At 49.6% G+C, this 23,239-nt stretch carries 18 protein-coding genes and 1 other RNA gene; 11 read left to right on the forward strand and 8 right to left on the reverse strand.

Features of this window, described 5'->3' with window-relative positions; all coding sequences use genetic code 11:
• The first annotated feature begins 5 nt into the window (after window positions 1–5).
• The 3 genes from J0A65_RS06600 (at window position 6) to J0A65_RS06610 (ending at window position 4,869) form a co-directional block, all read left to right on the forward strand.
• Window positions 6–2,894, forward strand: coding sequence for an EAL domain-containing protein (locus J0A65_RS06600; RefSeq protein ID WP_206593347.1), 2,889 nt, complete (start codon window positions 6–8; stop codon window positions 2,892–2,894).
• Window positions 2,895–2,955: 61 nt separating this feature from the next.
• Window positions 2,956–3,330, forward strand: coding sequence for a PH domain-containing protein (locus J0A65_RS06605; protein WP_206593348.1), 375 nt, complete (start codon window positions 2,956–2,958; stop codon window positions 3,328–3,330).
• 18 nt (window positions 3,331–3,348) lie between these two features.
• A complete protein-coding gene (locus tag J0A65_RS06610; protein ID WP_206593349.1) occupies window positions 3,349–4,869 on the forward strand; it encodes a putative bifunctional diguanylate cyclase/phosphodiesterase in 1,521 nt (506 codons plus the stop codon).
• Window positions 4,870–4,878: 9 nt separating this feature from the next.
• Here the strand turns inward: J0A65_RS06610 and J0A65_RS06615 are convergent, their stop codons facing one another.
• Window positions 4,879–7,095 carry a S9 family peptidase gene (locus J0A65_RS06615; protein WP_206593350.1) on the reverse strand — a complete coding sequence of 739 codons (2,217 nt, stop codon included), beginning with the start codon at window positions 7,093–7,095 and terminating at the stop codon, window positions 4,879–4,881.
• Between the two features lie 89 nt (window positions 7,096–7,184).
• Here J0A65_RS06615 and J0A65_RS06620 point away from each other — a divergent pair, with 89 nt between their 5' ends.
• The 3 genes from J0A65_RS06620 to J0A65_RS06630 all read left to right on the forward strand — a co-directional run bounded on the left by J0A65_RS06620 (window position 7,185) and on the right by J0A65_RS06630 (window position 9,047).
• A complete protein-coding gene (locus J0A65_RS06620; protein ID WP_206593351.1) occupies window positions 7,185–7,808 on the forward strand; it encodes an NAD-dependent epimerase/dehydratase family protein in 624 nt (207 codons plus the stop codon).
• Window positions 7,809–7,863: 55 nt separating this feature from the next.
• A complete protein-coding gene (locus J0A65_RS06625; RefSeq protein WP_206593352.1) occupies window positions 7,864–8,517 on the forward strand; it encodes a tRNA1(Val) (adenine(37)-N6)-methyltransferase in 654 nt (217 codons plus the stop codon).
• Between the two features lie 152 nt (window positions 8,518–8,669).
• Window positions 8,670–9,047, forward strand: a complete 378-nt coding sequence (locus J0A65_RS06630; RefSeq protein WP_206593353.1) for a hypothetical protein — start codon at window positions 8,670–8,672, stop codon at window positions 9,045–9,047.
• A 286-nt stretch (window positions 9,048–9,333) separates the two neighbouring features.
• On the opposite strand, the gene J0A65_RS06635 is transcribed toward J0A65_RS06630, so the two are convergent.
• Window positions 9,334–10,593, reverse strand: a complete 1,260-nt coding sequence (locus J0A65_RS06635; protein ID WP_206593354.1) for an outer membrane protein transport protein — start codon at window positions 10,591–10,593, stop codon at window positions 9,334–9,336.
• A gap of 238 nt (window positions 10,594–10,831) precedes the next feature.
• Window positions 10,832–12,829 (reverse strand): winged helix-turn-helix domain-containing protein, encoded by a 1,998-nt coding sequence (locus tag J0A65_RS06640; RefSeq protein WP_206593355.1) that lies wholly within the window; start codon window positions 12,827–12,829, stop codon window positions 10,832–10,834.
• Between the two features lie 126 nt (window positions 12,830–12,955).
• Between J0A65_RS06640 and J0A65_RS06645 the strand changes: the two genes are divergently transcribed.
• Window positions 12,956–14,758, forward strand: coding sequence for an alpha/beta fold hydrolase (locus J0A65_RS06645; protein ID WP_206593356.1), 1,803 nt, complete (start codon window positions 12,956–12,958; stop codon window positions 14,756–14,758).
• Between the two features lie 178 nt (window positions 14,759–14,936).
• Here J0A65_RS06645 and serA read toward each other — a convergent pair whose 3' ends face one another.
• The 5 genes from serA to ssrS form a co-directional block, all read right to left on the reverse strand.
• Window positions 14,937–16,166, reverse strand: a complete 1,230-nt coding sequence (gene serA, locus J0A65_RS06650; protein WP_206593357.1) for a phosphoglycerate dehydrogenase — start codon at window positions 16,164–16,166, stop codon at window positions 14,937–14,939.
• A 193-nt stretch (window positions 16,167–16,359) separates the two neighbouring features.
• Complete coding sequence (gene rpiA, locus J0A65_RS06655) at window positions 16,360–17,013, reverse strand: ribose-5-phosphate isomerase RpiA (RefSeq protein WP_206593358.1); 654 nt, start codon at window positions 17,011–17,013, stop codon at window positions 16,360–16,362.
• Between the two features lie 47 nt (window positions 17,014–17,060).
• Window positions 17,061–17,657 (reverse strand): 5-formyltetrahydrofolate cyclo-ligase, encoded by a 597-nt coding sequence (locus J0A65_RS06660; RefSeq protein ID WP_206593359.1) that lies wholly within the window; start codon window positions 17,655–17,657, stop codon window positions 17,061–17,063.
• 152 nt (window positions 17,658–17,809) lie between these two features.
• Window positions 17,810–18,229, reverse strand: coding sequence for a DoxX family protein (locus tag J0A65_RS06665; protein WP_206593360.1), 420 nt, complete (start codon window positions 18,227–18,229; stop codon window positions 17,810–17,812).
• Between the two features lie 205 nt (window positions 18,230–18,434).
• Window positions 18,435–18,617, reverse strand: a non-coding RNA gene (gene ssrS / locus J0A65_RS06670) — 6S RNA.
• 316 nt (window positions 18,618–18,933) lie between these two features.
• On the opposite strand from ssrS, the gene J0A65_RS06675 reads away from it, so the two are divergent.
• Genes J0A65_RS06675 through J0A65_RS06690 form a run of 4 tightly spaced genes read left to right on the forward strand, consistent with a single transcriptional unit; the run spans window position 18,934 to window position 23,211 of the window.
• The gene (locus J0A65_RS06675) at window positions 18,934–19,503 is read left to right on the forward strand and encodes a UPF0149 family protein (protein ID WP_206593361.1); all 570 of its coding nucleotides are present in this window, start codon (window positions 18,934–18,936) and stop codon (window positions 19,501–19,503) included.
• A 2-nt stretch (window positions 19,504–19,505) separates the two neighbouring features.
• Window positions 19,506–20,816 carry a Xaa-Pro aminopeptidase gene (pepP, locus tag J0A65_RS06680; protein ID WP_206593362.1) on the forward strand — a complete coding sequence of 437 codons (1,311 nt, stop codon included), beginning with the start codon at window positions 19,506–19,508 and terminating at the stop codon, window positions 20,814–20,816.
• Window positions 20,813–22,000, forward strand: a complete 1,188-nt coding sequence (ubiH, locus tag J0A65_RS06685) for a 2-octaprenyl-6-methoxyphenyl hydroxylase (RefSeq protein ID WP_206593363.1) — start codon at window positions 20,813–20,815, stop codon at window positions 21,998–22,000. Before pepP ends, ubiH begins: the two co-directional genes overlap by 4 nt.
• Window positions 22,000–23,211, forward strand: coding sequence for an FAD-dependent monooxygenase (locus J0A65_RS06690; RefSeq protein WP_206593364.1), 1,212 nt, complete (start codon window positions 22,000–22,002; stop codon window positions 23,209–23,211). The genes ubiH and J0A65_RS06690 overlap by 1 nt, the downstream gene beginning before the upstream one ends.
• Window positions 23,212–23,239 lie beyond the last annotated feature (28 nt).

A 23,239-nucleotide genomic window follows, 5' to 3' on the forward strand; every position in this document is an offset into this window, starting at 1 on the left:
GGGTTATGCAGTTTAAGCCTTTGGACAGGGGAAATGGGTTGCCCGTTGCCTTGTTTTTTATCCTGTGTTTTGTGTTTGGCCTGTTTAGTCTGTATCTGGAAGATCAGGAACAGCGGCGACTGGCGGCCAAGGCCGCTATAGTGGCCCAGCAGGTCGCCAATACCATTGAAGTGTTTTCGGCCGACCGGCAGCGCGCACTGAATGACCTGATGATTACCTGGCCTGAATATCACCCTAATCCTACCGACTGGTTTAATGCTCACGCAGTCACTATGCAGCATGTTTTGCCCGGCTTTGATGACATTGTTTGGGCTGATGAGAATCAGCAAATTCAGTGGAATATAAAAAGCGCGGATCGCGATGCTTTGTTGCACCGACAGTTAATGGACTTTGGTTTGGCCCTGCAAAATAGCGAACAACTCGGCTTTGCCAATGCGCTGATCCAAAATCCCCGTGGCCACTACCTGGCTATAGTGGGAAGGGCAATCAACCCCTACGACGAAAGCTACGGTTTTGTGGCAGCCAGCTTCGATTTGCAAATGACCTTATCAGCCATGGTGGGAGAATTGATTGGCTCGGATTTCAGCCTGACCTTGTCTGACGGTAAACATCAGCTTATGGCCAATGGCACACTAAATAGTCATGAGCCTGTTGTTGAGCAAACCATCGAATTTGCTGGCCGCGAATGGCTGCTTAAGCTGCAGGGCAATCGCGGTGGCTTTGAAATAGGCAGAATTGTCATGGCTATCGGTGTGTTGATGTCACTTATCATCAGCATTTTTCTGCGCCGACAGTTACGCAGTGCGTTTAAGCTAACGCAATCTCAGCAACGCTATAAAGCCGCCAGCGAGTCTTCCTTAGATGCCATTTTGGTTTTGCAGGCGCTAACCCGCCAGCATCTTGTGGTTGATTTCAAGCTCGCGGAGTCAAACCGAGTGGCGCAGAAAATGTTTGCCACTGGTGCAGAACATTTAAAATCTAAACTGCTGTCGGAGCAGCTGGCAGAGCTGAATCATCCCGCTTTACTCCCCATCTGTATTGAAGTTTGCCGAAGTGGTCAGGCCTACGAACAATATTTGGAAACCAACAGCGACCTGATAAGTGCGCAGTGGATTAAAATTCAAGTGGTAAAAGCCGGGAGTGGCATTGCAATTACGGTGCGAGATATTACCGCGAGGCGGCTTAGTCAGCAGGCACTTAAGGAAAGCGAAGAAAAGTTTCGCCGTCTGGTGGATGGCCTCAACGGTCACTTTGTTTATTCTCATGACTTGGGTGGGCGTATCAGCTATGTCAGCAGCAGTGTGCAGGACATATTGGGGTACAGCCCTGAACACTTTAAGCTTAATTATCGCCATTGCGTCAAGCGCCAGCCGGAAAATGCTGCACAAATACGCCAGCAATTGTTGGCGGGTGAGCGCCCAGAGCCTTATGTGGTGGAGTATTTCACTAAGGCTGGGGAAATCCGGCAAATCGAATACCGCGACTCTCCGGTATTTGATGAGCAGCATAAACTTATTGCCGTAGAGGGAATTGGCCGTGATGTCACGGCTGATTTGGCTTTGCAGCAGCAGGTCTACTATCAGGCCAATCATGACCAACTCACGGGTTTGTATAACCGCTATGCCTTTGACCGTATGCTCAAGGAGCGATTGAGTGTAATAAGAACTCAGGGTTCGGTTTCAACCTTGTGCTATATCGACATGGATCAGTTTAAGCTGGTTAATGACTCCTGTGGGCACCAGGCGGGGGATGAATTGTTGAGGCAGGTGGCGAATCTGCTGGGCACCTCACTTAAGTCGGGCGATATTTTGGCCAGGGTAGGGGGCGATGAATTTTGTCTTGTCTACGCAGATTTGCAAGTTAGCCAGGTGCTGGAAAAGCTGGCGGTGATGTTGGATGCCATTCGCAGTTTTCGCTTTGTCTGGGAAGATAAAGTTTTTCATATAGGTGCCAGTATTGGCGTGGCGGAGATTAATGCCAAAACGCTCAATAGTGCAGAACTGATTAAGGCGGCTGACCATGCCTGCTATAGCGCCAAGAATCTTGGCCGCAACCGGTACCATGTGTTTGACGAAAGCGATCAGCAACTGAACTATCAGCAAAGCGAACTCGAGTGGGTGAATGAGATCCAAAAGGCCCTTCTTGAAGATCGCTTCGAGCTCTTTTATCAGAATATTGAACCGCTAAATCAACCTGCTAAGGGCCGTCATTACGAGATCCTGCTGCGTATGCTCAGCCCTAAAGGTGAATATCTGAATCCGGGGATTTTTATCCCTGTTGCTGAGCGATATGGCTTGATGAATAAGCTGGATGAGTGGGTGTTTACACGCACCATCAGTGCGTTGGAAGCGCATCCCGAGCATTTGGAAGCGCTGGACAAATGCGCCATTAACTTATCCGGGATGACACTGGGTAATGAGGAATTTCTGGATAAAATTATCCGCCGTTTACGCCATTCCACTGTGCCACCTGAGAAGATTTGTTTTGAAATTACTGAAACGGCAGCGGTAACCAACCTGGCTGCAGCAGGGCGCTTTATTGATGCATTGCGTGAACTGGGCTGTCGTTTTGCACTGGATGACTTTGGTGCAGGCATGAGCTCTTTTACCTACCTGAAGAACATGGCGGTCGACTATGTGAAGATTGACGGTTCCTTTGTGCGTAATATGTGCCGGGACCGCAGTGACTACGCTACGGTTAAAGCCATTCATGAAATTGCCAGCAGTATGGGTAAACTCACTGTTGCCGAATTCGTGTCAGATCAGGAAACCCGTATCGCACTAACCAAATTGGGCATCAGCTTTGCACAGGGCTTTGCGTTAGGTAAGCCGGCACCGCTGCAAAATTTGCTGAACGAGCAGAAAGTCATCATACGACACCTGACAGCTGTTTGATTGTGGCGCTCGTACGTCATCTCTGTTATTAGTAGGGGCTGTTGAATTAAAGGAGTGCCCCATGGGATTTCTTGATGCTTTGCTAGGTAATGCCTCTGAGGTCGATAAAAGCGAGGTTGCCGAAGAACTTGCGCCTATTTTGGCCGACAATGAACATATTGACCGTGTATATAAGCTAATTCGTGATATGTACGTGTTCACTAACAAGCGTTTGTTGTTGATTGACAAGCAAGGGGTAACAGGGCGAAAAGTCGAGTACCACTCCATCCCTTATCGTGCCATTACACAATTCAAAGTGGAAACGGCCGGGCATTTTGACATGGATGCCGAACTGCGTATTTGGATATCAGGTAGTGCAGAGCCCATCAAAAAGGAACTGAAAAAGAACACAGCGGTGGGGATTCAGCGCAGTTTGGCCAACTGGATGTTTGGCTGATTATAGCTGCTCTCTGATATGAAACGAACTTCTCGCATAGCAGCACTGATCGCTGCTGTTTATATGGTACTTGGTGCCGCCTGGATTCTGTTTTCAGATAAGGCGCTGCAAAGTACCATCACTGATCTTGCTCTGATGACCCAGTTACAGACCTATAAGGGCTGGTTTTACGTAGCGGTCAATGCTTTGTTACTTTATTGGCTGATTCGTGAAGCCTTAAAACGCTTCGAGCGGCAAGACCAGCGCGATCCGTTGACCAATTTGTACCGCCATCACCAGTTTATTACCTACCTCAAGGAATTGATGCATGTAGCGGCCAGTCGCAATGAAAAAGTACTGCTGTTACATCTGGATATTGATAATTTTAAGTCGCTCAATCAAGAGTTGGGGTACCGTGGCGCAGACAGCTTTTTGCGTGCACTGGCAGATAAATTTCGGACTTTTTATCAGGCCGATACCTTATTAGCCCGATTAGGGACGGACCAGTTTGTGGTGGCCCGCACTATTGGGACGCAGCAGGGCAGCTGGGAGCAACAAGCGTTGGCCCTAAATCGATGCTTTTCTCAGACTGCAGCAGCGCACAATCTGAAAGTGAGCTGCTGTATTGGCGTGGCGTTGGGGCCGGATGATGGCGACAATGCCAGAGCCTTACTACTGGCGTCGTCAGCCTCGCTGGCCAGTGCCAGGGAAGAGGGCCCTGACAGTATCAGATTGTTTAACCGAGCCTTATCTGAAGCCGAGGAGAAACGTCAGATATTGGTTGCAGATCTGCGTCAGGCCATTGAAGAGAGAACCTTGTCGTTGGTTTATCAACCTCAGTTTAATGCAGTGTCAGGGCAGATAACAGGTTGTGAGGTACTTCTCCGTTGGTGCCACCCTATGCTTGGATGGGTGCCCCCTGAGCAGTTTGTCGGTCTGGCTGAGCAGCACAATCTGATATCGGCATTATCGGCATTGGTGGTAAGTCAAACTGCTGCTGAGCTGGATTCAAAGGGGCTGCTCGGTAACCAGTTGCCCAGAGTATCTGTGAATATATCAGCGCTGGAATTTAATAATCCGGCGTTGATGGATACCTTGCAGCAAGAGCTTAATGGCGTACCGCAGTTATTGCCGTTTTTGCAATTGGAAATTACCGAAACCGCAGCCCTAACGGATCTTAATGCCAGTGTTCTGCAACTATCCCGTCTTAAGCAAAAAGGCCTGCGCTTTGCCATTGATGACTTTGGTACCGGCTACACCTCGTTAATGATGTTGAAAGAATTACCTATTGATGAGGTGAAGATTGACCGTGCCTTTATTCGCGATCTACTCAAACAGCCCCGAACTATTGCGATAGTGGAAGCGATCACGGCCATGGCCAGAGGTTTTGGCATTAATGTTGTAGCGGAAGGCGTGGAAACCCGAGAGCAGCTAGAGTGTCTGACCGCCTGTGGTTGCCAGGAAGTGCAAGGTTATTTACTGGCCATGCCCATGGCAATTGATGAGCTGGCCAGTTTTCTAGATAAACAAAAAGACGCCCAGGATAAAGCCCAGGCGTAAATTTATTGTTTATTTTTCCTTACCAATGTGACGGTCAAAGAAATTGGTAATAGTGCGATTCAGATGGATTTGTGTCTGTTTACCGCGAATACCGTGTTTCTTGCCTGGATAATCCATGACCTCGAAAGGAATGGCCAGATCCTGCAATGTCTTGTATAGCCTGGTGCTATGCGTAAACAGCACGTTGTCATCAGCCATACCGTGGTAAATCAGTAAATCCCCTGTGAGATCTTTGGCATAGGGGAAGACTGATGATTTTTCATATCCCTCGGCGTTCTCGGCAGGATGCGCCATATAACGTTCGGTGTAATGGGTGTCATACAGTAACCAGTCAGTGACAGGCGCCCCGGATACCCCGGCCTGGAAGTAGTCACCGGCCTTAAACATGCTCATCAGGGTCATGTAGCCACCATAGCTGTGGCCGTGCACACCAATGCGCTGTGCATCTACATAGGGTAATTGTCGCAGGAATTTTACCCCTTCAATCTGATCTTGAACTTCTACATCGCCCATATTGCGGTAAATGGCATCTTCAAAAGCCTTGCCGCGATAGTTGGAACCGCGGTTATCCAAGCTGAATACCACGTAGCCCTGGTTTACCCAATATTGGAACATCAAGCCACGGCTGCCAGCCCAGCTGTTGGTAACCACCTGCGCATGAGGACCGCCATACAAGTACACTATGGCTGGACGCTTACCTTTGACGTTTTGTGGTGTATACAATCGGTAGTAAAGCTCTACACCCTGCTCAGTGGTAAAGCTGCCAAAGCTGGGCTTGACCCATTGCTGCTGGTAAGGATTTAAGGGATGGCTTGCATCCAGTGCGTTCTCTGCCAACCAGGCCAGTCGGTTGCCGTCAGCTTTGTGCAGACTTACCTGGGGCGGTGTATTGATAGTGGAGAATCTATCTATATAAACTTGAGCTTTGCGGTCAAAACTAATCCCGTGGAAACCGCTGCGTTGGCTGACTTTGGTAATTTCGCCGCCATTCAGACTGACTTTGTATAAGTGTTTCTCCAGCGGAGTATCTTTGCGACCAGTGAAATACACCCAAGCGTTAGTTTCATCGACTGCTGCGATATCATCTACCACCCACTTGCCTTGGGTAAGCTGACGCAGCAAGCTGCCGTCATTTTTATACAAATACAGATGTTTGAAGCCGTCTCGCTCTGATGACCAGATAAACTGAGGGCTGTGGCGCAGGAAGGTCAGGTCATCCTGAAGATTGACCCAAGTTGAAGCCGTTTCTTCCAGTAACAACTTTTGCTGCCAATTGTCGGTATTTACCCGGCGTAGCTCCAATCTTTGCTGGTCGCGGCTTTGCCATTGATAAGTTAAATGCCGACTATCACGCTGCCATTTTACCCGGGCCAGATAAATGTCGTCGTCTTTACCTAAATCTACCCAATGGGGTTGTTTATCGTTGAGACTGCTCACCGCCAGGGCGACTTTTACATTGGGTGTGCCTGTGCTGGGGTAACGCTGGGTGATCATCTTGATGGAGTCGGCGTAGATTTCACTGCGAGTAATTTCCTCAACGGGCGACTCATCAATTCGGGTGTAGGCAATTTGGCTTTCATCCGGTGACCACCAGTAGCCCGTCATTCTGCCCATTTCTTCCTGAGCAACAAACTCGGCCATAGCGTATTTGATCGGGCCTTTGCCATCTGTGGTGATGGCAGATTCTTCACCGCTTTTGATGTTCAAAACATACAGATTCTGTTCACGTACAAAGCTGATGTAGTTGGCCTTGGGGGAGAAGCGGATGTCAGTTTCAAACTCAGGGGTTTGCAGCAGACGCTTGGCTTGAGTATCACCAAGACGATAATAGAAAACATCACCGGCCAGTGGGAACAGTAAGGCTTTTCCATCATCTGACCACTGATAGTCGACTATGCCACTGCCGTGCAGGCGCAATCGTTCACGTCTGGCTTTTTCTTCATCCGATAATTGTTCTGGGCCACTATGCAGTTTGTCTGAATCAAACAACATGCGGGTTTTACCGCTTTCAATATGGTATTCCCACAGGTCATAGCGTTCGTAATCGGTTTCTTTGCCTTTGAGGAAAGTAACCCGGCTGCCGTCTGGTGAAACTCTGAGTTTGATTGGCGCATCCCCATCCAGGGAAGGGGATGAGAAAATGCGTTCAATACTGAGCGAATCGGCCGACAGACTGAGGCTGGTGCCCGTAAGCGCCAGGGCCAGCAAGGTAGCTAGTTTTTTCATTTGTCTCGTTATCCTGATTTAATAGTACCGCACCTTGTGGGGCGGGCAATTCGACACTTATATTATTGATTATCAACCGGTAGGTACACATGCAGGAGGCAAATCTCTGCACAGCATTAGTGTTAGGCGCTACAGGCTTGGTGGGTCGCACACTAGTGGCCCAACTTAAAAATGACCAACGCTATCGGCAAATTACCTGCTTAGTACGCAGTTCTGCCGGGCTGGAAGGCAATAACTGTCAGGAAGTCATAACGGACTTTTCGCGTATGCAGGACTATGCCAGTTATTTTCAGGCCTCACATATTTATGTATGTCTGGGGACAACCATTAAACAGGCTGGCAGTAAAGCCGCTTTTCGGTCGGTAGATTTTGATTTGGTTTACCAGGCTGCACAGCTCGCTGCCATGCAGCAAGCCCTGAGTTTTGTTTGGATCTCGTCGGTAGGTGCTGATGCACGTAGTCGCAGTTTTTATTTGCGAACTAAAGGCGAGTTAGAAGAGGCCATCTTTGCTATGCAAGGGTTAAAAAGGCCTGCACAGGTTCGCCCCTCATTGTTGCTTGGGGAGCGACGTGAGTTTCGGTTTTTTGAGCGTTTAGGCACTATGTTCGCACCCTTGTATTCGCACCTGTTGCACGGACGACTTGCCAAGTACCGGCCGATAGCGGCCGAAGAGGTAGCAGAACAAATGATAGGGCTACAATATTTTGGCTAAGGGGCAGGGCGGTTTCGCCTTTAAGCAGTTTTTCATAGGGCACAGCCAATGTGCCATGAAGGTCGGTACGGACAGTATTTTGCTGGGTAGCTGGGTTAATCCCCTGCATGCCCAGCATATATTGGATGTTGGCACGGGCAGTGGTCTGTTGGCTGTGATGATGGCGCAGAAAAGTGCCGATGATGCCCAGATTCTGGGTATAGACATCGACGATGCAGCCATTTCTCAGGCCAGGGATAATGGCCAAGCAAGCCCCTGGCCGCAAAAATTGGATTTTCGCTGTACACCACTGCAAGCGCTTGGGACGCATCAACAATATGAGCTGATAATCAGCAATCCTCCCTATTTTCCTCCAGGTCAAACCTTTGACCCTCAGCGCCAGCAAGCCAGGCATACAGGTGAGCTGAGTCATCAGGAATTGATTGAAATCGTTTGTCAGTTGTTGTCCAGCGATGGGCGATTTGCCTTTGTTCTACCTACAACGCCAGGGCTCGAATTGGTCGACATGGCAAAAGCACATGGTTTGTATGTGCAGCGCCAGCTTTGGATAAAAACCAGGGAAGACAAAATGCCCGTTCGTATTTTGGTTGAAATGGGCTATGAGCATGCACCTCAGCCAGAAATGCAGCTGCTAAGTATTTATGACTTAGACAATACTTATACCGACCAATATAAAAGCTTATGCCGTGACTATTATCTGAACTTTTAATAAGTATGCGAGGTCGGTTGGCGCCGTTCTCGCTCAAAGCACAAATGCCAGCTATAGTCTTAGTGTAATTGTTTATTCCAACATGATACCCACAGAGCAAGAAGAGAGACGCGACACGACAAACTAACCATACAATTTATTGGGGGGAAGCTATGTACGCCAACAAGTTACCCGAGAGTATCCTGTCATTATTCGATACTTTGCAGCTAGTGGAATTGGAGTGGCAAGGCCGCTGCGTCCAGATCCCCAAATTCGCCGTCTATGCCATCCTAGACAAGCCGGTGTTTGACCGTTACTCCTTTATTGACGGCAAGCGCATGGGCATTATCCAGTTAGAAAAATACCAGATCCCGGTGCTCGACCCCTTCTTGGGCTGTATCGATAGCGTTCCTGAGCATGTTGTCATCATCAGCCATCACAAAGGTAATCGCTTTGGGCTATTCGGTTATCCGGCCGACAAGGTGCGTGATTATGTCCGTTTATCCATGCAGCATCGCGCAGTCCCGCATATTGTGAAGGCGTTTTGTTGAGGAACTGATTCATACTTTAATGCTGAAAATGGCAGTTCAGTGGGTTCCTGTTTTAAGGAACTCGGGACATTAGTGAATCTCCCCGGGTTTGTCGGAGGCTAATTATCTTGAAAGAATTAGCCCGAAACGCCGACTGCGGGTGTGATAAATCCGCATACCGGTACCAAGATTCGGGTTAAGAGTATCAGTGCCCAAGGCAATTTTATGCAGGTGCAAGTGTCAGGGAGTAAATAACCCAATCTGCATATAGTAAAAAGCCACCGAAAGGTGGCTTTTTTATCAAGCATTAGAACGCCATATTGTACTGAGCGGCAAACAGATAGGCGTTACCTTCAGATTCAAACTGCCATACCTGGCCCAGATTGTCGGTTTCGCTAAATCGGCGGTTGACGCCGCGCAATATACTCAGGCCCAGATCCAGGGATGAAACATCACTAAACTGATAGTTGGCACCAGCGCTCAACCACAAGCGATTGGTATCCGGAATGGAAATGGACATATGGTTTTTATCCGCTGGCGTTTTGTCGTAGGCAATACCGGCGCGCAACTTAGTTTCTGCATTTAACTGGTAGTCTGCACCTATGGCATAGCGCCAGGAGTTGGAGAAGTTTTCTTGCTTGTGGAAAACCGGCGTTTCACGCCCCGGAACAAAGGCTTGCAGCTTGTCAAAGCTGCTCCACTGAGTCCACATCAGGCTGTAGTGAAGGGCGATGGTTTGATCCAATTGATGGGTAGCTGAAAACTCTGTTATTGCTGGCAGGCTGATTTCTACCCGACCCGGTAGGCTTTGCCCTTGCAAGCCACCCAACTGGGCGGGAAGTTGGTTGCTGTATTCACCGGCAAACTTGATATCGGTTTCGCTACGGTAATGCAGACCAAAGCGGTGACCTTCGGACGGCTCATAGCTTACCCCCAGGTTCCAGCCAAAACCATAATCGTCGCCTTCCAGGCGAGCGGCTTCGGTTTGGGCGGGGATGGATAGGGGAGAAGTGCCAAAGTGGCGCACAATCTTGGCGTCGGCATAAACATAGTTAAGGCCACCACCAATGGCGAATTGCTCGTTTATCTTATATGACAGACTGGCGTTCATATTTACCGTAACGATTTCGGTCTGACCAGCCAACTGCCCGGCGGTATAGTCGTCAGCAAACTCGGTGGATAAACCGAAGTTAGAGAAAGCGCCAAAGCCAAAGGCGAATTGCTCGTTGATGGGCATCACCATATAACCGGCGGGAATGATGGCCGAGGGAGCAATGCTGCTGTCGTCAAGTTTGGATGCATCAGCATAAGAAGGTGCGCCGGTTCCTTTAAGGCTGACATCGGGCTTAACATAGCTGGCTATCAGGCTGACCTGGTTACGGGTAAATTCAGACATCAGGGCTGGGTTTCTGGCCAGCACCGAGGCATCTTCTGCAATGGCAGCTTCACCGGCAAATGCGCGGCCTAACCCAGCAGCACTATGTTCACCTAGTTGAAAGGCGGCGCCGTGAGCGTTTAAGGATAGCAGGGCAATACTAGCTGCCAGCAGGGTTTTGTTCAGTTGCATGTTGTCTCTTTTAATACTGCTAGAGGGTAAGGGGGCCGATCATACGGAGTTCGGAGGCGGGATAGTAAGAGATTTGTCGTAACTTTCCTGCAATTAAGCGACTAACTTTGGCTCGTTCGCTGCAAAATTGTGCTAAGTTGTTAATTCTATGTTGTGTTTTTGGGACATTGTAGTTCCCAGTGAGCGGTAACTGCGCAATTGTTACTCTGGTGGATAATGCTCACCAGCTGCATAAGGTTTAAGGCGAGGCTAAGGTTAATCGGTAGATATCCCCCTGTGCAGTGTCTGCTCTAACAAAAACCAGTTGGTCGCCACTAAGACTGTATTGATGAACAAAGTCGGCGCTTTGTGTCAGGATCTGTCGGTCTTCTTGGGTATGAGGATTAAAGTCGAACAGTCCAACGCCTGGACGATGGTAAATAATGTTACCGTCCATCAGTTGCCAGTTCAGCCAGTTAGTGACAGCAAAATCATCTATTAGCAGGGTCTCGTTACCACTTTTGAGGTCCTTCTGCCATAAACCAGCTTGATGGTATTTACTGTAAAATAGCTGGCCTTGCCAAATCCAACCGCTGTAGCCACCTTGCTTGGTCAACTGACGATGTCCTGAATCCGGATGCCACAGCCATAGCTGCCAGTCGCCGCTTTTGATGCTGCTATACAACAGTGCGCCATTCGGGCCAGGATTGACCACATAGGCCTGGGCTTGTTCTGACAGAAGCTGTGTGGTCGCCCCGTCTTCTACTTGCACCTGATAGATGCCGCCTTGATGTGAATAGAGCAGGGCTGAATTATCGGCTTGCCAGCTTAACCGGGTAAAGCCAGCAGGTAAGTCTGCCAGAACTTTTGCTTCAGACAGTCCAGTTTGCAACCAGATCTGGTGTTTACCCTGGCGCGTGCTGATAAATGCCATGTGGTTGCCGTCGTGGCTGAGCCTGGGTTGTAAATCCAGCTTTGAGCTGGTGATGAGCTGTTCAAGTGAAGCATTGGAAAGGTGCATTTGCCAAATGGAGGTGCGTTGCAGGCTATCGCTGTACACTAACTGTTGCCCTGATACCGCAAAAGACTGAATAGGTTGTCCGGCATAGAACAAAGGCGACACTTCATTGTTGTACCACTGATACAAATACGGGCCATGGCTGACGATTAGACTGTTAGTTGCCTGATGCCACTGTATGTCTTTAATGCCGAGCGACATTTCTTTTTGGCCGAGAACCGACATATCTTGAGTGCGATAGGTTGTCAGCACGGTTTTTTGCTGGCTTTGATAAGTTGCTACCACCAGTTGTTCGCCTTCATGGGTTGGTGTCATGGCGAAGTCCCCCAGACCGTTACTGATACTGACGGGTAAGGTTAGCTGGCGACCTATGCGCGTATCTAAACGGTAGGCATAAATAGCAAAAGGCTGAGTTTTATCCTGTCTGGAACGGTAGTAGAAACCTTTGCTATCCGGCATCCAGACAAAGCGCAAGGCGTTATCCGGATGACAATCAAATAGCGGTGAGGTGGTCATTTGGTTCTGGGCTATATCAGCCAGCATCACTTTACAGCTGTCGGTCTGCTGTACATACACGACCTGCTTACCGTCAGGACTTAATTTGGCATCCAGATGATCGGCTTCGCCCTGGCTAAATCTATAACTCTGCGCATCACGGTGCAGCCATAGTTGAATGCGTCCATTTGCATCCGGTTTATGAAACAAGATGACTTTTCCATCTTTTGACAGACTGAGGTCGAACTCGATGCCATCGTCACCACTGATTGGCTGCACGGTTTTATTATGAATGGTTAGACGTTCTGATACAGGAGGAGTATTAACCCCGTTTTGCCACCAGATAATCATTATTGCGGCCACTGCGGCCAGCAAAAAAAATGGCCATTTAGCTAAGGCAGTTGAAGACGTGGGATAGTCCGCTTCAGGCACAACTTTTAACCTGTAACCCAGTTTAGGCAGCGTTTCTATATACTCCATTTCTGGATCCAGCTCAGCCAGACATTTCCGCAGTTGTGATATGGCCCGGTTGATGGCGCTGTCACTGACTACACGCCCTTGCCAGACGCTATCTATCAGTTGGTCGCGGCTGACCAGATGATTGGGGCTGCTGAGCATTTGCAGCAATAATTCGTAGACTCTGGGTTCAAGTGCGATTTTATGCTCTGCTGAGCGAAGTTCGCGGCTTTGCCTGGATAGGACTAAGTTGCCCAGACGGATTTCTTCCTGATCAAGTAAGCTCAATTTATCTTCCTGATTTTACTATATTTTATTATTCGTAAGCTTTTCATCACAAAAATATCAGTACCAGTGATGTCGCCAAACAGCCCGGATCGTTAGGTTACTGAATACCTAACAAAGGAGTTTGCTATGAAATCTGTGTCACTGGGGGGGCTACTAGCCCTGACGATGATAATAACCAACCTAACAGCCTGCGGTTCTTCCGGCAATAGTGGTCGTGCGGCAGAGCCAGCTGAAAGCTCAGAGAATATTCAGCTAGGTGAGCGCAGTTATTTGCTGGGGTTACCCGCTAATTTTGATAAGAACAAAGAACACAAACTACTGCTGGTTTTTCATGGTTCAGGCGGAAGTAGTGATGGTATGCGCAGCTCAGCGCGTTTTGAGCAGCTTAGTTCTGACTACATCGTTGCCTACCCTAAGTCGTTGGAAGTGGAGTGGAATGAAGGCTGTGACTGTAATATCGCTCACCGTAAGGGCGCCGATGATCTGGGGTTTATCCAGCAAGTTATTGAGGATGTGGGCAAACGCTATGCGCTGCAAGAAGGGGAAATATATGCGGCGGGCTTCTCCCAAGGCGCATTGTTTGCACAAAACGTCGCGTGCAATATGGGCGACCAGGTTAAAGCCATTGCCACAGTCGCAGCGCCAATGTCTAAACAACTGGCACAGAGCTGTCCAATGCAAACCCCTGTATCAGTCATGATGGTACATGGTACCGCGGACAATGTGCTGTCCTACTACGGCAGTGATCATGCCAATTGGGGCCTATTGTCTAGTCAGGAAGCGGTGGCCAGGTTTGCAGAGTTGAGTGGTAGCCTGCCTAACCCTTTGCTCAAGTCTTCGGAGCAGAATATCGGCTTAATCCATTACACTAACGGTGCCCAGAAGGTGCAGCTACATAGCATCATTGGTGGAGGTCACAGCTGGCGATTTTCTAACTTTGATACTTCCAATCAGATCCTGACGTTCTTCGCCGGTCTGGATGCACCTGAGCTCCCGGAGCACTCTCAACTGGTTGAAGTGCAAGGGCAGAAATTTCATGTGCGTAGTATGGGGGAGCAGAATACTGGTCCAGCTATCCTGTTACTGCCGGGCTTTAACTATAACTACTTTAATGATTCCGCCTGGTATTCTTTGTTGCAGCCCTATCTGGCGCAAACTTACCGGGTACACAGCATCGACAGACTGGGTAATGGCTTTAGTGATATGAGCGAAGAGGTTAATCTCACCCGCTTTGCTGAGGATCTAAATAGTATTCTGAATGAAATCAATGAGAAACATGTGCTACTTGTGGCCTTTTCCAGCGCCAGTATTACAGCCAGCCAGTTCTATCAGCATCGCAGTGATGACGTTCAACTGGCCGGCATGCTGTGGATTGATCCGGATATTGCCGGGCCTCACTCATTGAGTTTGTACAAAGGTTATCCTGCCGATTGGTATCTGGCCAACCTGGATGCGCTGCTGCCAATATTGGCCGAGGGTAAGTGGACAGCCCGGACCTGGAACAAACTGGTAGTGGAGCGAGAGGAGATTGCGGCTTTGATTCCAGAGGCGGTGGCGCCCCTGATGGACTGGAATTTCCTGGACGTAGTCAGCCAGCAGCGCATGTTGGTCGGGCCGCAACAAACCCGGGCCAGGGAGATAGCTTTCTATGCTAATGACCTTGATGCTTACGCCGTCCTTGCCTTACCCAGCTCGGTGCCGGTGTCTGTGATTGACTCGGATTTCGAGGAGAAGGACATCCAAAATAACCCAGATAATGCTGAGATGCTGCGTCTGTGGCAACAAGAAGGCACGGCCTGGAGTAAACAGGTTGCCGAATTTTCCAGCGGGCAATATATCAGCCTGGAACAGACTGACCATATGGTGATGTTTCAAAAGCCTGAAGCAATTAAGCAGGCCATTGATTGGCTGGTGGCCCATGGGCAGTAGCGTAGGAGCCGCTTACTATAAAGGGCACAAAAAGTGACAAGGAATGCAGGCACGTCTGCACTTCGTGCCCTTAGGATCTTTGTGATGACAGATAGCCACTTGTTGTTGATATAAAAAATGCCGTTCACTTTTGGTGAACGGCATTGTTAGAGCAATTTTGTTCTCTAAGGCACTTAACTTAGTGCAGGATACGAGTCTTAATCGTGCCTTCAATGCTGATCAGACGCTGGAAGGCTTGCTCGGCATCGTCAGAATCCACATCTATTACCACGTAACCAATCTCTGGATTTGTCTGAAGATATTGAGCGGCAATGTTGATGTTCATTTCAGCAAAGGCTTGGTTGATCTTGGTCAGTACCCCTGGAATATTGCGGTGAATATGCAGAAGGCGTGAACGACCGCGGTGCTCAGGCAGCGATACTTCGGGGAAATTTACCGCCGACAAGGTCGAACCGTTGTCACTGTATTTGGCCATCTTGCCCGCGACTTCTATGCCGATGTTTTCCTGGGCTTCCTGAGTAGAGCCGCCTACGTGTGGGGTCAGCAATACGTTGTCCAGGCCGCGTAATGGAGAAACGAATTCTTCATCATTAGACTTTGGCTCAACCGGAAATACGTCGATGGCAGCACCGGACAGCTTCTTATCTTTAATGCTATCAGCCAGGGCATCAATGTCGACCACAGTGCCACGTGATGCGTTGATCAGGATAGCACCTTGCTTCATGGCATCCAGTTCGGCCGGGCCAATCATATTCTTGGTCTGCGGCGTTTCTGGGACATGCAGGCTGATGACATCAGAGGTTTTCAGCAACTGGTTAAGGCTCTTAATCTGGCGAGCATTACCCAGCACCAGTTTGTCTTCGATATCGTAAAACTGCACGCGCATTCCGATATGCTCAGCCATAATGCTCAGCTGTGTACCTATATGACCATAACCGATAATACCCAGGGTTTTACCGCGCGCTTCAAATGAGCCGACTGCACTCTTGTCCCAACCACCACGATGACACTGGGCGTTCTTCTGCGGAATACCACGCAATAACAACAAAATCTCACCTAGTACCAGCTCAGCAACCGAGCGGGTATTGGAGAATGGGGCGTTAAATACCGGGATACCGCGACGCTGTGCGGCGTCTAAATCCACCTGGTTGGTACCAATGCAGAAGCAACCAATGGCAACCAGCTTTTGTGCTGCATCGATCACATTTTCGGTAAGTTGGGTACGGGAACGGATGCCGATAAAGTGTACATCCTGAATTTTTTCAATGAGTTCGGCCTCTGGCAGAGAGGTCTTGAGGTACTCGATATTGGTGTAGCCATTGGCTTTCAAGGTTTCCAGGGCACTTTGGTGCAATCCTTCCAATAACAGAATACGGATTTTGTCTTTTGGCAGTGACACTTTGCTCATCGAAATTTCCAACTTGGTTTGCATGCTTGGGGAATGAATAACCATCCGCTTAATTGGAATAGTTATTCCTAAATGTAGGCGTCTGGACGTCTAAAATAACAGAACTGAAGTTATTCGAAAAGGGAATTTTTGCTGAATTTGCCGCCAATTTGAGGACTATTTCAATTGGCGGCCAGGATGTATATCAGTTGTTTCAGAGTTGTTTCACACCTGATTCACTGGCGACCAGCACAATATCAGCGCCACGCTTGGCAAATAAGCCGTTGGTGACTACCCCAACGATCTGATTAATTTTTGCTTCGAGTTCTACTGGATTTAAAATCTCCAGATTATGCACATCCAGGATCACATTACCGTTGTCTGTCACCACGCCTTGGCGCCAGACCGGATCCCCCCCGAGTTTAACCAACTCGCGGGCCACATAAGAGCGGGCCATAGGGATCACCTCGACGGGTAATGGGAAGCTGCCCAGCACATCTACCTGCTTACTGCCGTCTACTATACAAACAAAGGTTTTTGCTACAGCAGCAACGATTTTCTCGCGGGTAAGTGCAGCGCCACCGCCTTTAATCATATGCTTGTGTACGGTGATCTCGTCCGCACCGTCGACATACAGATCCAGATTATCCACTGAGTTGAGGTCAAATACTTCAATACCCAGGGCGCGCAGCTTGTTCGATGAATCTTCGGAGCTGGATACCGCACCTTGCAGCTTGTGCTTAATACTGGCCAGTCCTTCAATAAAATAGCCTACCGTAGAGCCTGTGCCGACACCTACAATGCTGTCATCGTCAATAAAATCCAAGGCTGCCAGAGCGGCGGCTTTCTTCAGTTCGTTTTGGTTCATGTGAGGTTGCACCAGGAAATAAGCTGGGTGCATATCATCCCTCAATGTTAGCGGCTTTGGAAATGAAAGATTTTGCCGGGGGTTATAATTTTATGCATAGGAATATCCCAGGGCTGAACCGGCAAGTTATCGCATTGCTGGCAGTTGTGGGCCAGGCCGATAACGTCTACCTTAAGCTCGTCACGCTCTACGGGCCTTAAGGTTCTGTCGTAATAGCCGCCTCCCATTCCCATACGGTTACCTGATTTATCAAAAGCGACCAGCGGGGTAAACACAATATCCAGCCACGGCAGTGGACAGATACTGGTGCTACTTACCCTCGGCTCGGCAATACCGTACTTGTTAGCAACCATAGGGGAGCTAGGATGGTAGTGCACAAATACCAGATTTCCTGGGGTAAATGGGTGCAATACCGGCAGGTACACCGCTTTACCTTGTTGCCAGCAATGGTTTATCAGTTCGCAGGGGTTAAGCTCTCCGTCATTGGCCAGATATAAAGCCACGCGAGTGGCTTGCTGGAAGGCGGCAAGCTCCATGCATTGTTCGACCAGGCAATTGGCAGCCTGTCGTTGCTCCTGAAGTGAAAGCGCGTTGCGGCAAGCGCGATAATGTTGGCGTAGTGAATTCGGGCTGGATACAGACATCAGTTATGTGAGCCGAAAGTTTATATGCCCCTTCTTTTCTCTGGGATTGCCTCGAATGTCAAGGGACGTGGTTGCGATTGCTCAGAGATGGTTGATTGAACTTGTGAAGTGCAAAAGCACCAAGGCCGTCTGCAGACGGCCTTGGGTTTACCTTAAGCTTTGTTAAGCTTGGCATCCAGACTGAATTTACCGCCACCTAATAGCATCAGGGCCAGGAAGCCACCGCTGATAGAAAGGTTCTTGAAGAACATCAGGAACTGGGTTTGATCAGCCAGATTCATATGGAAGATAAAGGCAGAGGCTAGGGTAAAGAGCGCCAACAATAAGGCTACCAGTCTGGTTTGAAAACCGACCAGCAGTGCCAGTGCGCCGCCAATCTCGGCCAAAATCACCAACGGCAGCAGGCTGCCGGGTACGCCCATAGCATCCATCCAGCCAGCTGTGGCTTCATAACCACTGATTTTGCTGGTGCCGGCCAGGAAAAACAAAATGATTAATAGTACTCGTGCCAACAGGTTAGTTAGCGAAGAAAAGGTAGAATCGGGTGTGATGGTCAGGATTTCGGTTTTCATCAATATGCCTCGTTAAATGTGGTTGACGAGATTAATGATAGTCCGAATTTTAAGAATTAAAATTAGGTAAAATTCAACTTTATATTCTTAAAATTAGAATTTTGATAGGTTTTCGTAGCTATGCATCCTCAGACAACAAATATCATTCCGAGTAGGACATAGATAGATTATTTGGCTTGACGAAGTAAAAGAGAGAAAGAAGAGGGCGTCTCCCAAAATGCCGCTGCCCAGAATTAGCCCTAGAACCGAAAAGTTCAGGGCGGGAGTATCATCACTACCGTAGGCTTCTCGGTACGAGCCGAGCCTGCACAAAAGCAGCCGAATCAACCCCCTGAGTTGATAGCATCGGCCAGGGACGTTACTGAACTGGCGAACACTTCAGGAGACAAACCGGTTGGCTAACCCGCCAGGGCGGATGAGCCGAATTTATATATATCCGTATCAGGATTTTCCGTGTAAAGAGAGTGCGGCTGGGCGCATAGGCGCCGACGTTATTGTGATTGTTGTAGCAGTAGCATCTCGACCTGCTCATTATAGGCCTTAGCCTGGCAGGAAAACCAGTGCTAACTGACCGATAGCCGAATAAACCAGCGTATTGCACAAGGCATAATCTATCCAACGCATTGCACGTTGCGGCAACGCTGTTGTGTGGGCGGGTTTGGGGGTAATATGCAGATTATGAAATTGATTGGGATGGAATAGGTTTGAGCAGCCTGAACAACACCTTTGATGAGTTAAGCGCACTTTTGGACCGTCATAGCATCGCCAGTGACGCCGCAGAGTTGCAAGGTATGCAGATTGGTATGCTGGCTGGCGGCATGCCGACGGACAATAAAGAATGGATGGGCGCGCTGGCTGATTTTGTTAACCAGGGCGAAGCGTTGCCACTTGAGGTAAAGAATGCAGTACAGTCTTTGTTTGATTTAACTTGTGAGCAGTTGAAAGCCGGAGATTTTGCTCTGCTCTTGTGTATGCCCGACGATGCGGCTCCGATTAACGACCGTGGTCAGGCACTGGTTAATTGGGTGCAGGGGTTTATGCTCGGGTTCGGATTGCATCAGGCCGATTTAACCCGCTGCTCAGAGGACGTGAAAGAAGCGCTGGAAGATTTCGCTGAAATTGCCCGCATGGACGAAGAAATGCCGGAGAACGAAGAGTCCGAGCAGGCGCTGTTTGAAGTGATGGAATATGTACGTATGTCTGCCATGCTGTGTTTCAGTGAGTTAGGCGCACATCGCGGTCCTTCGGCACAAACCAATAAAACCCTGCACTAATCATGATAAACAAGAGCGAGTTTGCCGCGCGGCGACAGAAGTTACTGGATAGTCTGGAAAACGACGTGGTCTGTGTGATTCCGGCGGCGCGGGAAGTCACTCGCAGTCGGGATACTGAATTTCCATTTCGCCAGGACAGCGACTTTCTTTATTTGTGCGGATTCAACGAACCTGACGCCATACTGCTGCTGGAAAAGTACCAGGGCAACAGCTTAGCCTTGTTGTTTTGTCGCGAGCGGGATCCTGTTGCCGAGATCTGGCAAGGCCGTCGTCTTGGGCCCGAGCGTGCGGTTGAGGTCCTGGGGGTGGATAAGGCTTTTCCTTTAGCCGAGTTTGATCAAGAGTTGTTCGCCAGGCTGACCGGTAAAACACGTTTAGTCTTCGCCCAGGGCGCAGACAATGCGCTGGATAATCGCTTGTTTGCCGCCCTAGCTGCCCTGCGCAATACGCCTAAACGCGGCTTTAATGTGCCTAACCTGATGCAGGATATTCGTCCGAACTTACATGCTCTTCGGCATATCAAATCAGAGGCGGAACTGAGTTTAATGCGCCGCGCTGCAGATATTTCCTGTCAGGCGCATATACGGGCCATGAGGTTTTGTCAGCCCGGCCGCTTTGAATACCAGTTGGAAGCAGAACTGCACCATGAGTTTGCCATGCAAGGCGCACGATATCCCGCTTATGGCACCATAGTTGGCAGTGGCGCGAATGGCTGTATTTTGCATTACACGGAAAATGCTGATGAGCTGAAAGTCGGCGACCTGGTGTTGATTGACGCCGGTGCTGAGTTGGACGGCTATGCCGCTGATATAACCCGTACTTTCCCGGTTGATGGGCGGTTCAATCCTGCACAGGCTCAGCTCTATCAGCTTGTATTGGATGCGCAAATGGCGGCTTTTGAGCATATCCGTCCTGGCGGTACTTTACCGGATGCGATGGATGCGGCCGTCAGGGTTTTAACCCAAGGATTGATCCAGCTCGGTATCTTATCCGGCGAACTGGAAGACAATATCAATTCGCAGAGCTACCGCGCTTACTTTATGCATGGCATAGGTCACTGGTTGGGACTGGATGTGCATGATGTGGGTGATTACAAGCGCGACGGCGAAAACTTGCCTCTTGAAGTCGGTATGGTATTAACCATAGAGCCGGGTTTATATATCAGTGAAGAGGCCGATGTGGACGCCAAGTGGCGCGGCATTGGGATCCGTATTGAAGACAATCTGTTGGTAACAGTTGGCGGACATGAAAACCTGACCGCCGCCTGTCCCAAGCAGATTGCAGAGATAGAAGCATTAATGGCGAAGCAGTGAAAGCACAGCGTATCAATCTGGACGTATTAATTGTGGGTGGCGGTGTCGTCGGTTGTTTGTTGGCGCGCGCCCTGGCAAATTCCGGGCTGAAACTGGGCATAGTGGAAGCCCGGCCGTATGAAGCTCAACAAAACCATCCTGGTTTTGACAGTCGTACGCTGGCACTGGCACGTCATTCCGCCCACTACCTTTGGCAGCTCGGGTTTAAGTCCGCGCTGCAGGCCGCCAGCACCCCTATTTTGAGTATCAAGATTACCGACAAGGGACATTTGGGTCAGTGTTATCTGGACAGCAAAAGTCAGGGCATTGAAGCCCTGGGCTATGTCATTAGTCAGCAGCACCTTGGCAATATGCTGTATTCGCAGCTCGCCACGCAAGCTATGCAATGGTTTTGTCCGGAGCAGGTTGAAGCGGTGCAACAACAAGCCGACACTGTGCAGGTTTCGCTTACCTCGGGTGAACAACTGACAACCCGATTGTTGGTGGTGGCCGATGGCGGTGACTCCAGCACGGCCAGAATGCTGGGGGTTAGCAGTGACATCCATGATTATGGTCAAGTGGCATTGGTGGCCAATGTTGAAACCGAGCAGCCCCATCATCAACGTGCTTTTGAACGATTCACCCCAAATGGTCCACTGGCCCTATTGCCTATCGACGAACGTCAGGCTGGTTTGGTCTGGAGCCTGGATACGGCGAGTCAGAATGAATTTGGTCAGCTATCGGATACTCAGTTTCTGCATCGCCTGCAACAGGCCTTTGGTTACGATTTAGGGCGTTTTACCCGGGTCAGTCAACGAGCTATTTATCCGCTAAGGTTGGTGCGCTCCGAGCGCGGCATCGCGCATAGAGCTGTGATTCTGGGCAACGCTGCTCATACCTTACACCCCATTGCCGGGCAGGGATTTAACCTCGGGCTTCGAGATGTGCAGCAGCTGGCGTCGCAGTTAAATAAGCTTAATGGCGCTGACCCTGGTGGTTTCGACCTGCTACAGCGCTATCAACAGCAGCGCCACTGGGATCAACGTAAAGTGATTGGTTTAACCGATGGACTGGTGCGAATCTTCTCTAATCAGCATGCGCCACTGGTGATGGGACGTAATTTGGGATTGTCGTTTTTACAAGGCTGTCAGGGGGTTAAGAATCTGCTGGCGTGGCAAGCCATGGGCTATAACGGAGAAAACTGATGCAGCATGTTGATATTGCCATTATCGGCGGCGGGATGGTGGGGCTGGCCCTGGCCAGCGCCCTGAAGAACAGTAGGTTGTCGGTATTGGTGGTAGACGCACAGTTTCCTCTTAAGCCTTTGACTGAACAGCCTGAACTCAGGGTGAGTGCCATCAATCAGGCCAGCGAGAACTTGTTGCGCCGCCTGCACGTTTGGCCGGCTATTCAAGCTGCTCGCTTGCAAGCCTATGGTCATATGCACGTGTGGGAGCAGGATAGTTTTGCTGCGATTGAGTTTGACCATCAGATGCTGCATCAAGGTCATCTCGGGCATATTATCGAGAATCAGGTGGTGGTGAATGCCTTGTGGGAGTCTTTGCTGGATGCCGATAATGTCCAATTACTGGCGCCAGTATCAGTACAATCCTGGCAACGACAGGATGATGGGGTTGAGTTGCAATTGGCGGATGGCAACACTTATCGGGTCGGCTTGTTGGTTGGTGCGGACGGTGCCAACTCCAGAATAAGACAGCAAGCCGGGCTGCCTATCAGCTTTGCCGACTATCAACATAAAGCCATCGTTGCCACGGTACAGACTGAATTGCCGCACGGCGCTTGTGCCAGACAGATCTTCACAGCGGATGGACCATTAGCGTTTTTACCCCTGTATGAAGAGAACCTGTGCTCTATTGTCTGGTCAGCAACCACCTGTGAAGCTGACCGATTGATGACTTTGGATGAGCAAGCCTTTTCTCATGCGTTGACCAGTGCTTTTGATGCCAGACTCGGGGTATGTCAGGTGCACAGCAAAAGACTGGCGTTCCCTTTAACCATGCGTTATGCCAGACGCTGGCTGGATGAGCGTTTGGTGCTGGTGGGTGATGCGGCCCATACTATTCATCCATTGGCGGGGCAGGGCGCTAATCTGGGGTTGATGGATGCCGCAGCCTTGGCGGAGCGTTTACTAAAGCTTAAATCTGATAATAAAGATATCGGGCTACTGGCTAATCTGCGCCCTTATGAGCGCTGGCGTAAAGCGGAAGCGGTGCGCATGCTTGCGGCGATGGGCGGTTTTAAAACCTTGTTCAGCGGTGCTCATCCACTGAAAAAGCTCATGCGTGGGGCTGGCATGTCGGCCATCAATCATTTGCCGTTGCTGAAGCAACAAGCTATGGCTATGGCTGCTGGTCTGGCAGGCGATACACCGAACCTGGCTAAACCGCTGATTTGATTGAAATAGGTATTTTTTTAGCTGAATA

The organism is Bowmanella yangjiangensis (genome assembly GCF_017255015.1).
GTDB classification, from domain to species: domain Bacteria; phylum Pseudomonadota; class Gammaproteobacteria; order Enterobacterales; family Alteromonadaceae; genus Bowmanella; species Bowmanella yangjiangensis.

Coding starts and splice junctions, on each gene's coding strand:
- J0A65_RS06600 (WP_206593347.1), top strand. CDS start 6: ATGCAGTTTAAGCCTTTGGACAGGGGAAATGGGTTGCCCGTTGCCTTG.
- J0A65_RS06605 (WP_206593348.1), top strand. CDS start 2,956: ATGGGATTTCTTGATGCTTTGCTAGGTAATGCCTCTGAGGTCGATAAA.
- J0A65_RS06610 (WP_206593349.1), top strand. CDS start 3,349: ATGAAACGAACTTCTCGCATAGCAGCACTGATCGCTGCTGTTTATATG.
- J0A65_RS06615 (WP_206593350.1), bottom strand. CDS start 7,095: ATGAAAAAACTAGCTACCTTGCTGGCCCTGGCGCTTACGGGCACCAGC.
- J0A65_RS06620 (WP_206593351.1), top strand. CDS start 7,185: ATGCAGGAGGCAAATCTCTGCACAGCATTAGTGTTAGGCGCTACAGGC.
- J0A65_RS06625 (WP_206593352.1), top strand. CDS start 7,864: ATGAAGGTCGGTACGGACAGTATTTTGCTGGGTAGCTGGGTTAATCCC.
- J0A65_RS06630 (WP_206593353.1), top strand. CDS start 8,670: ATGTACGCCAACAAGTTACCCGAGAGTATCCTGTCATTATTCGATACT.
- J0A65_RS06635 (WP_206593354.1), bottom strand. CDS start 10,593: ATGCAACTGAACAAAACCCTGCTGGCAGCTAGTATTGCCCTGCTATCC.
- J0A65_RS06645 (WP_206593356.1), top strand. CDS start 12,956: ATGAAATCTGTGTCACTGGGGGGGCTACTAGCCCTGACGATGATAATA.
- serA (WP_206593357.1), bottom strand. CDS start 16,166: ATGAGCAAAGTGTCACTGCCAAAAGACAAAATCCGTATTCTGTTATTG.
- rpiA (WP_206593358.1), bottom strand. CDS start 17,013: ATGAACCAAAACGAACTGAAGAAAGCCGCCGCTCTGGCAGCCTTGGAT.
- J0A65_RS06660 (WP_206593359.1), bottom strand. CDS start 17,657: ATGTCTGTATCCAGCCCGAATTCACTACGCCAACATTATCGCGCTTGC.
- J0A65_RS06665 (WP_206593360.1), bottom strand. CDS start 18,229: ATGAAAACCGAAATCCTGACCATCACACCCGATTCTACCTTTTCTTCG.
- pepP (WP_206593362.1), top strand. CDS start 19,506: ATGATAAACAAGAGCGAGTTTGCCGCGCGGCGACAGAAGTTACTGGAT.
- J0A65_RS06690 (WP_206593364.1), top strand. CDS start 22,000: ATGCAGCATGTTGATATTGCCATTATCGGCGGCGGGATGGTGGGGCTG.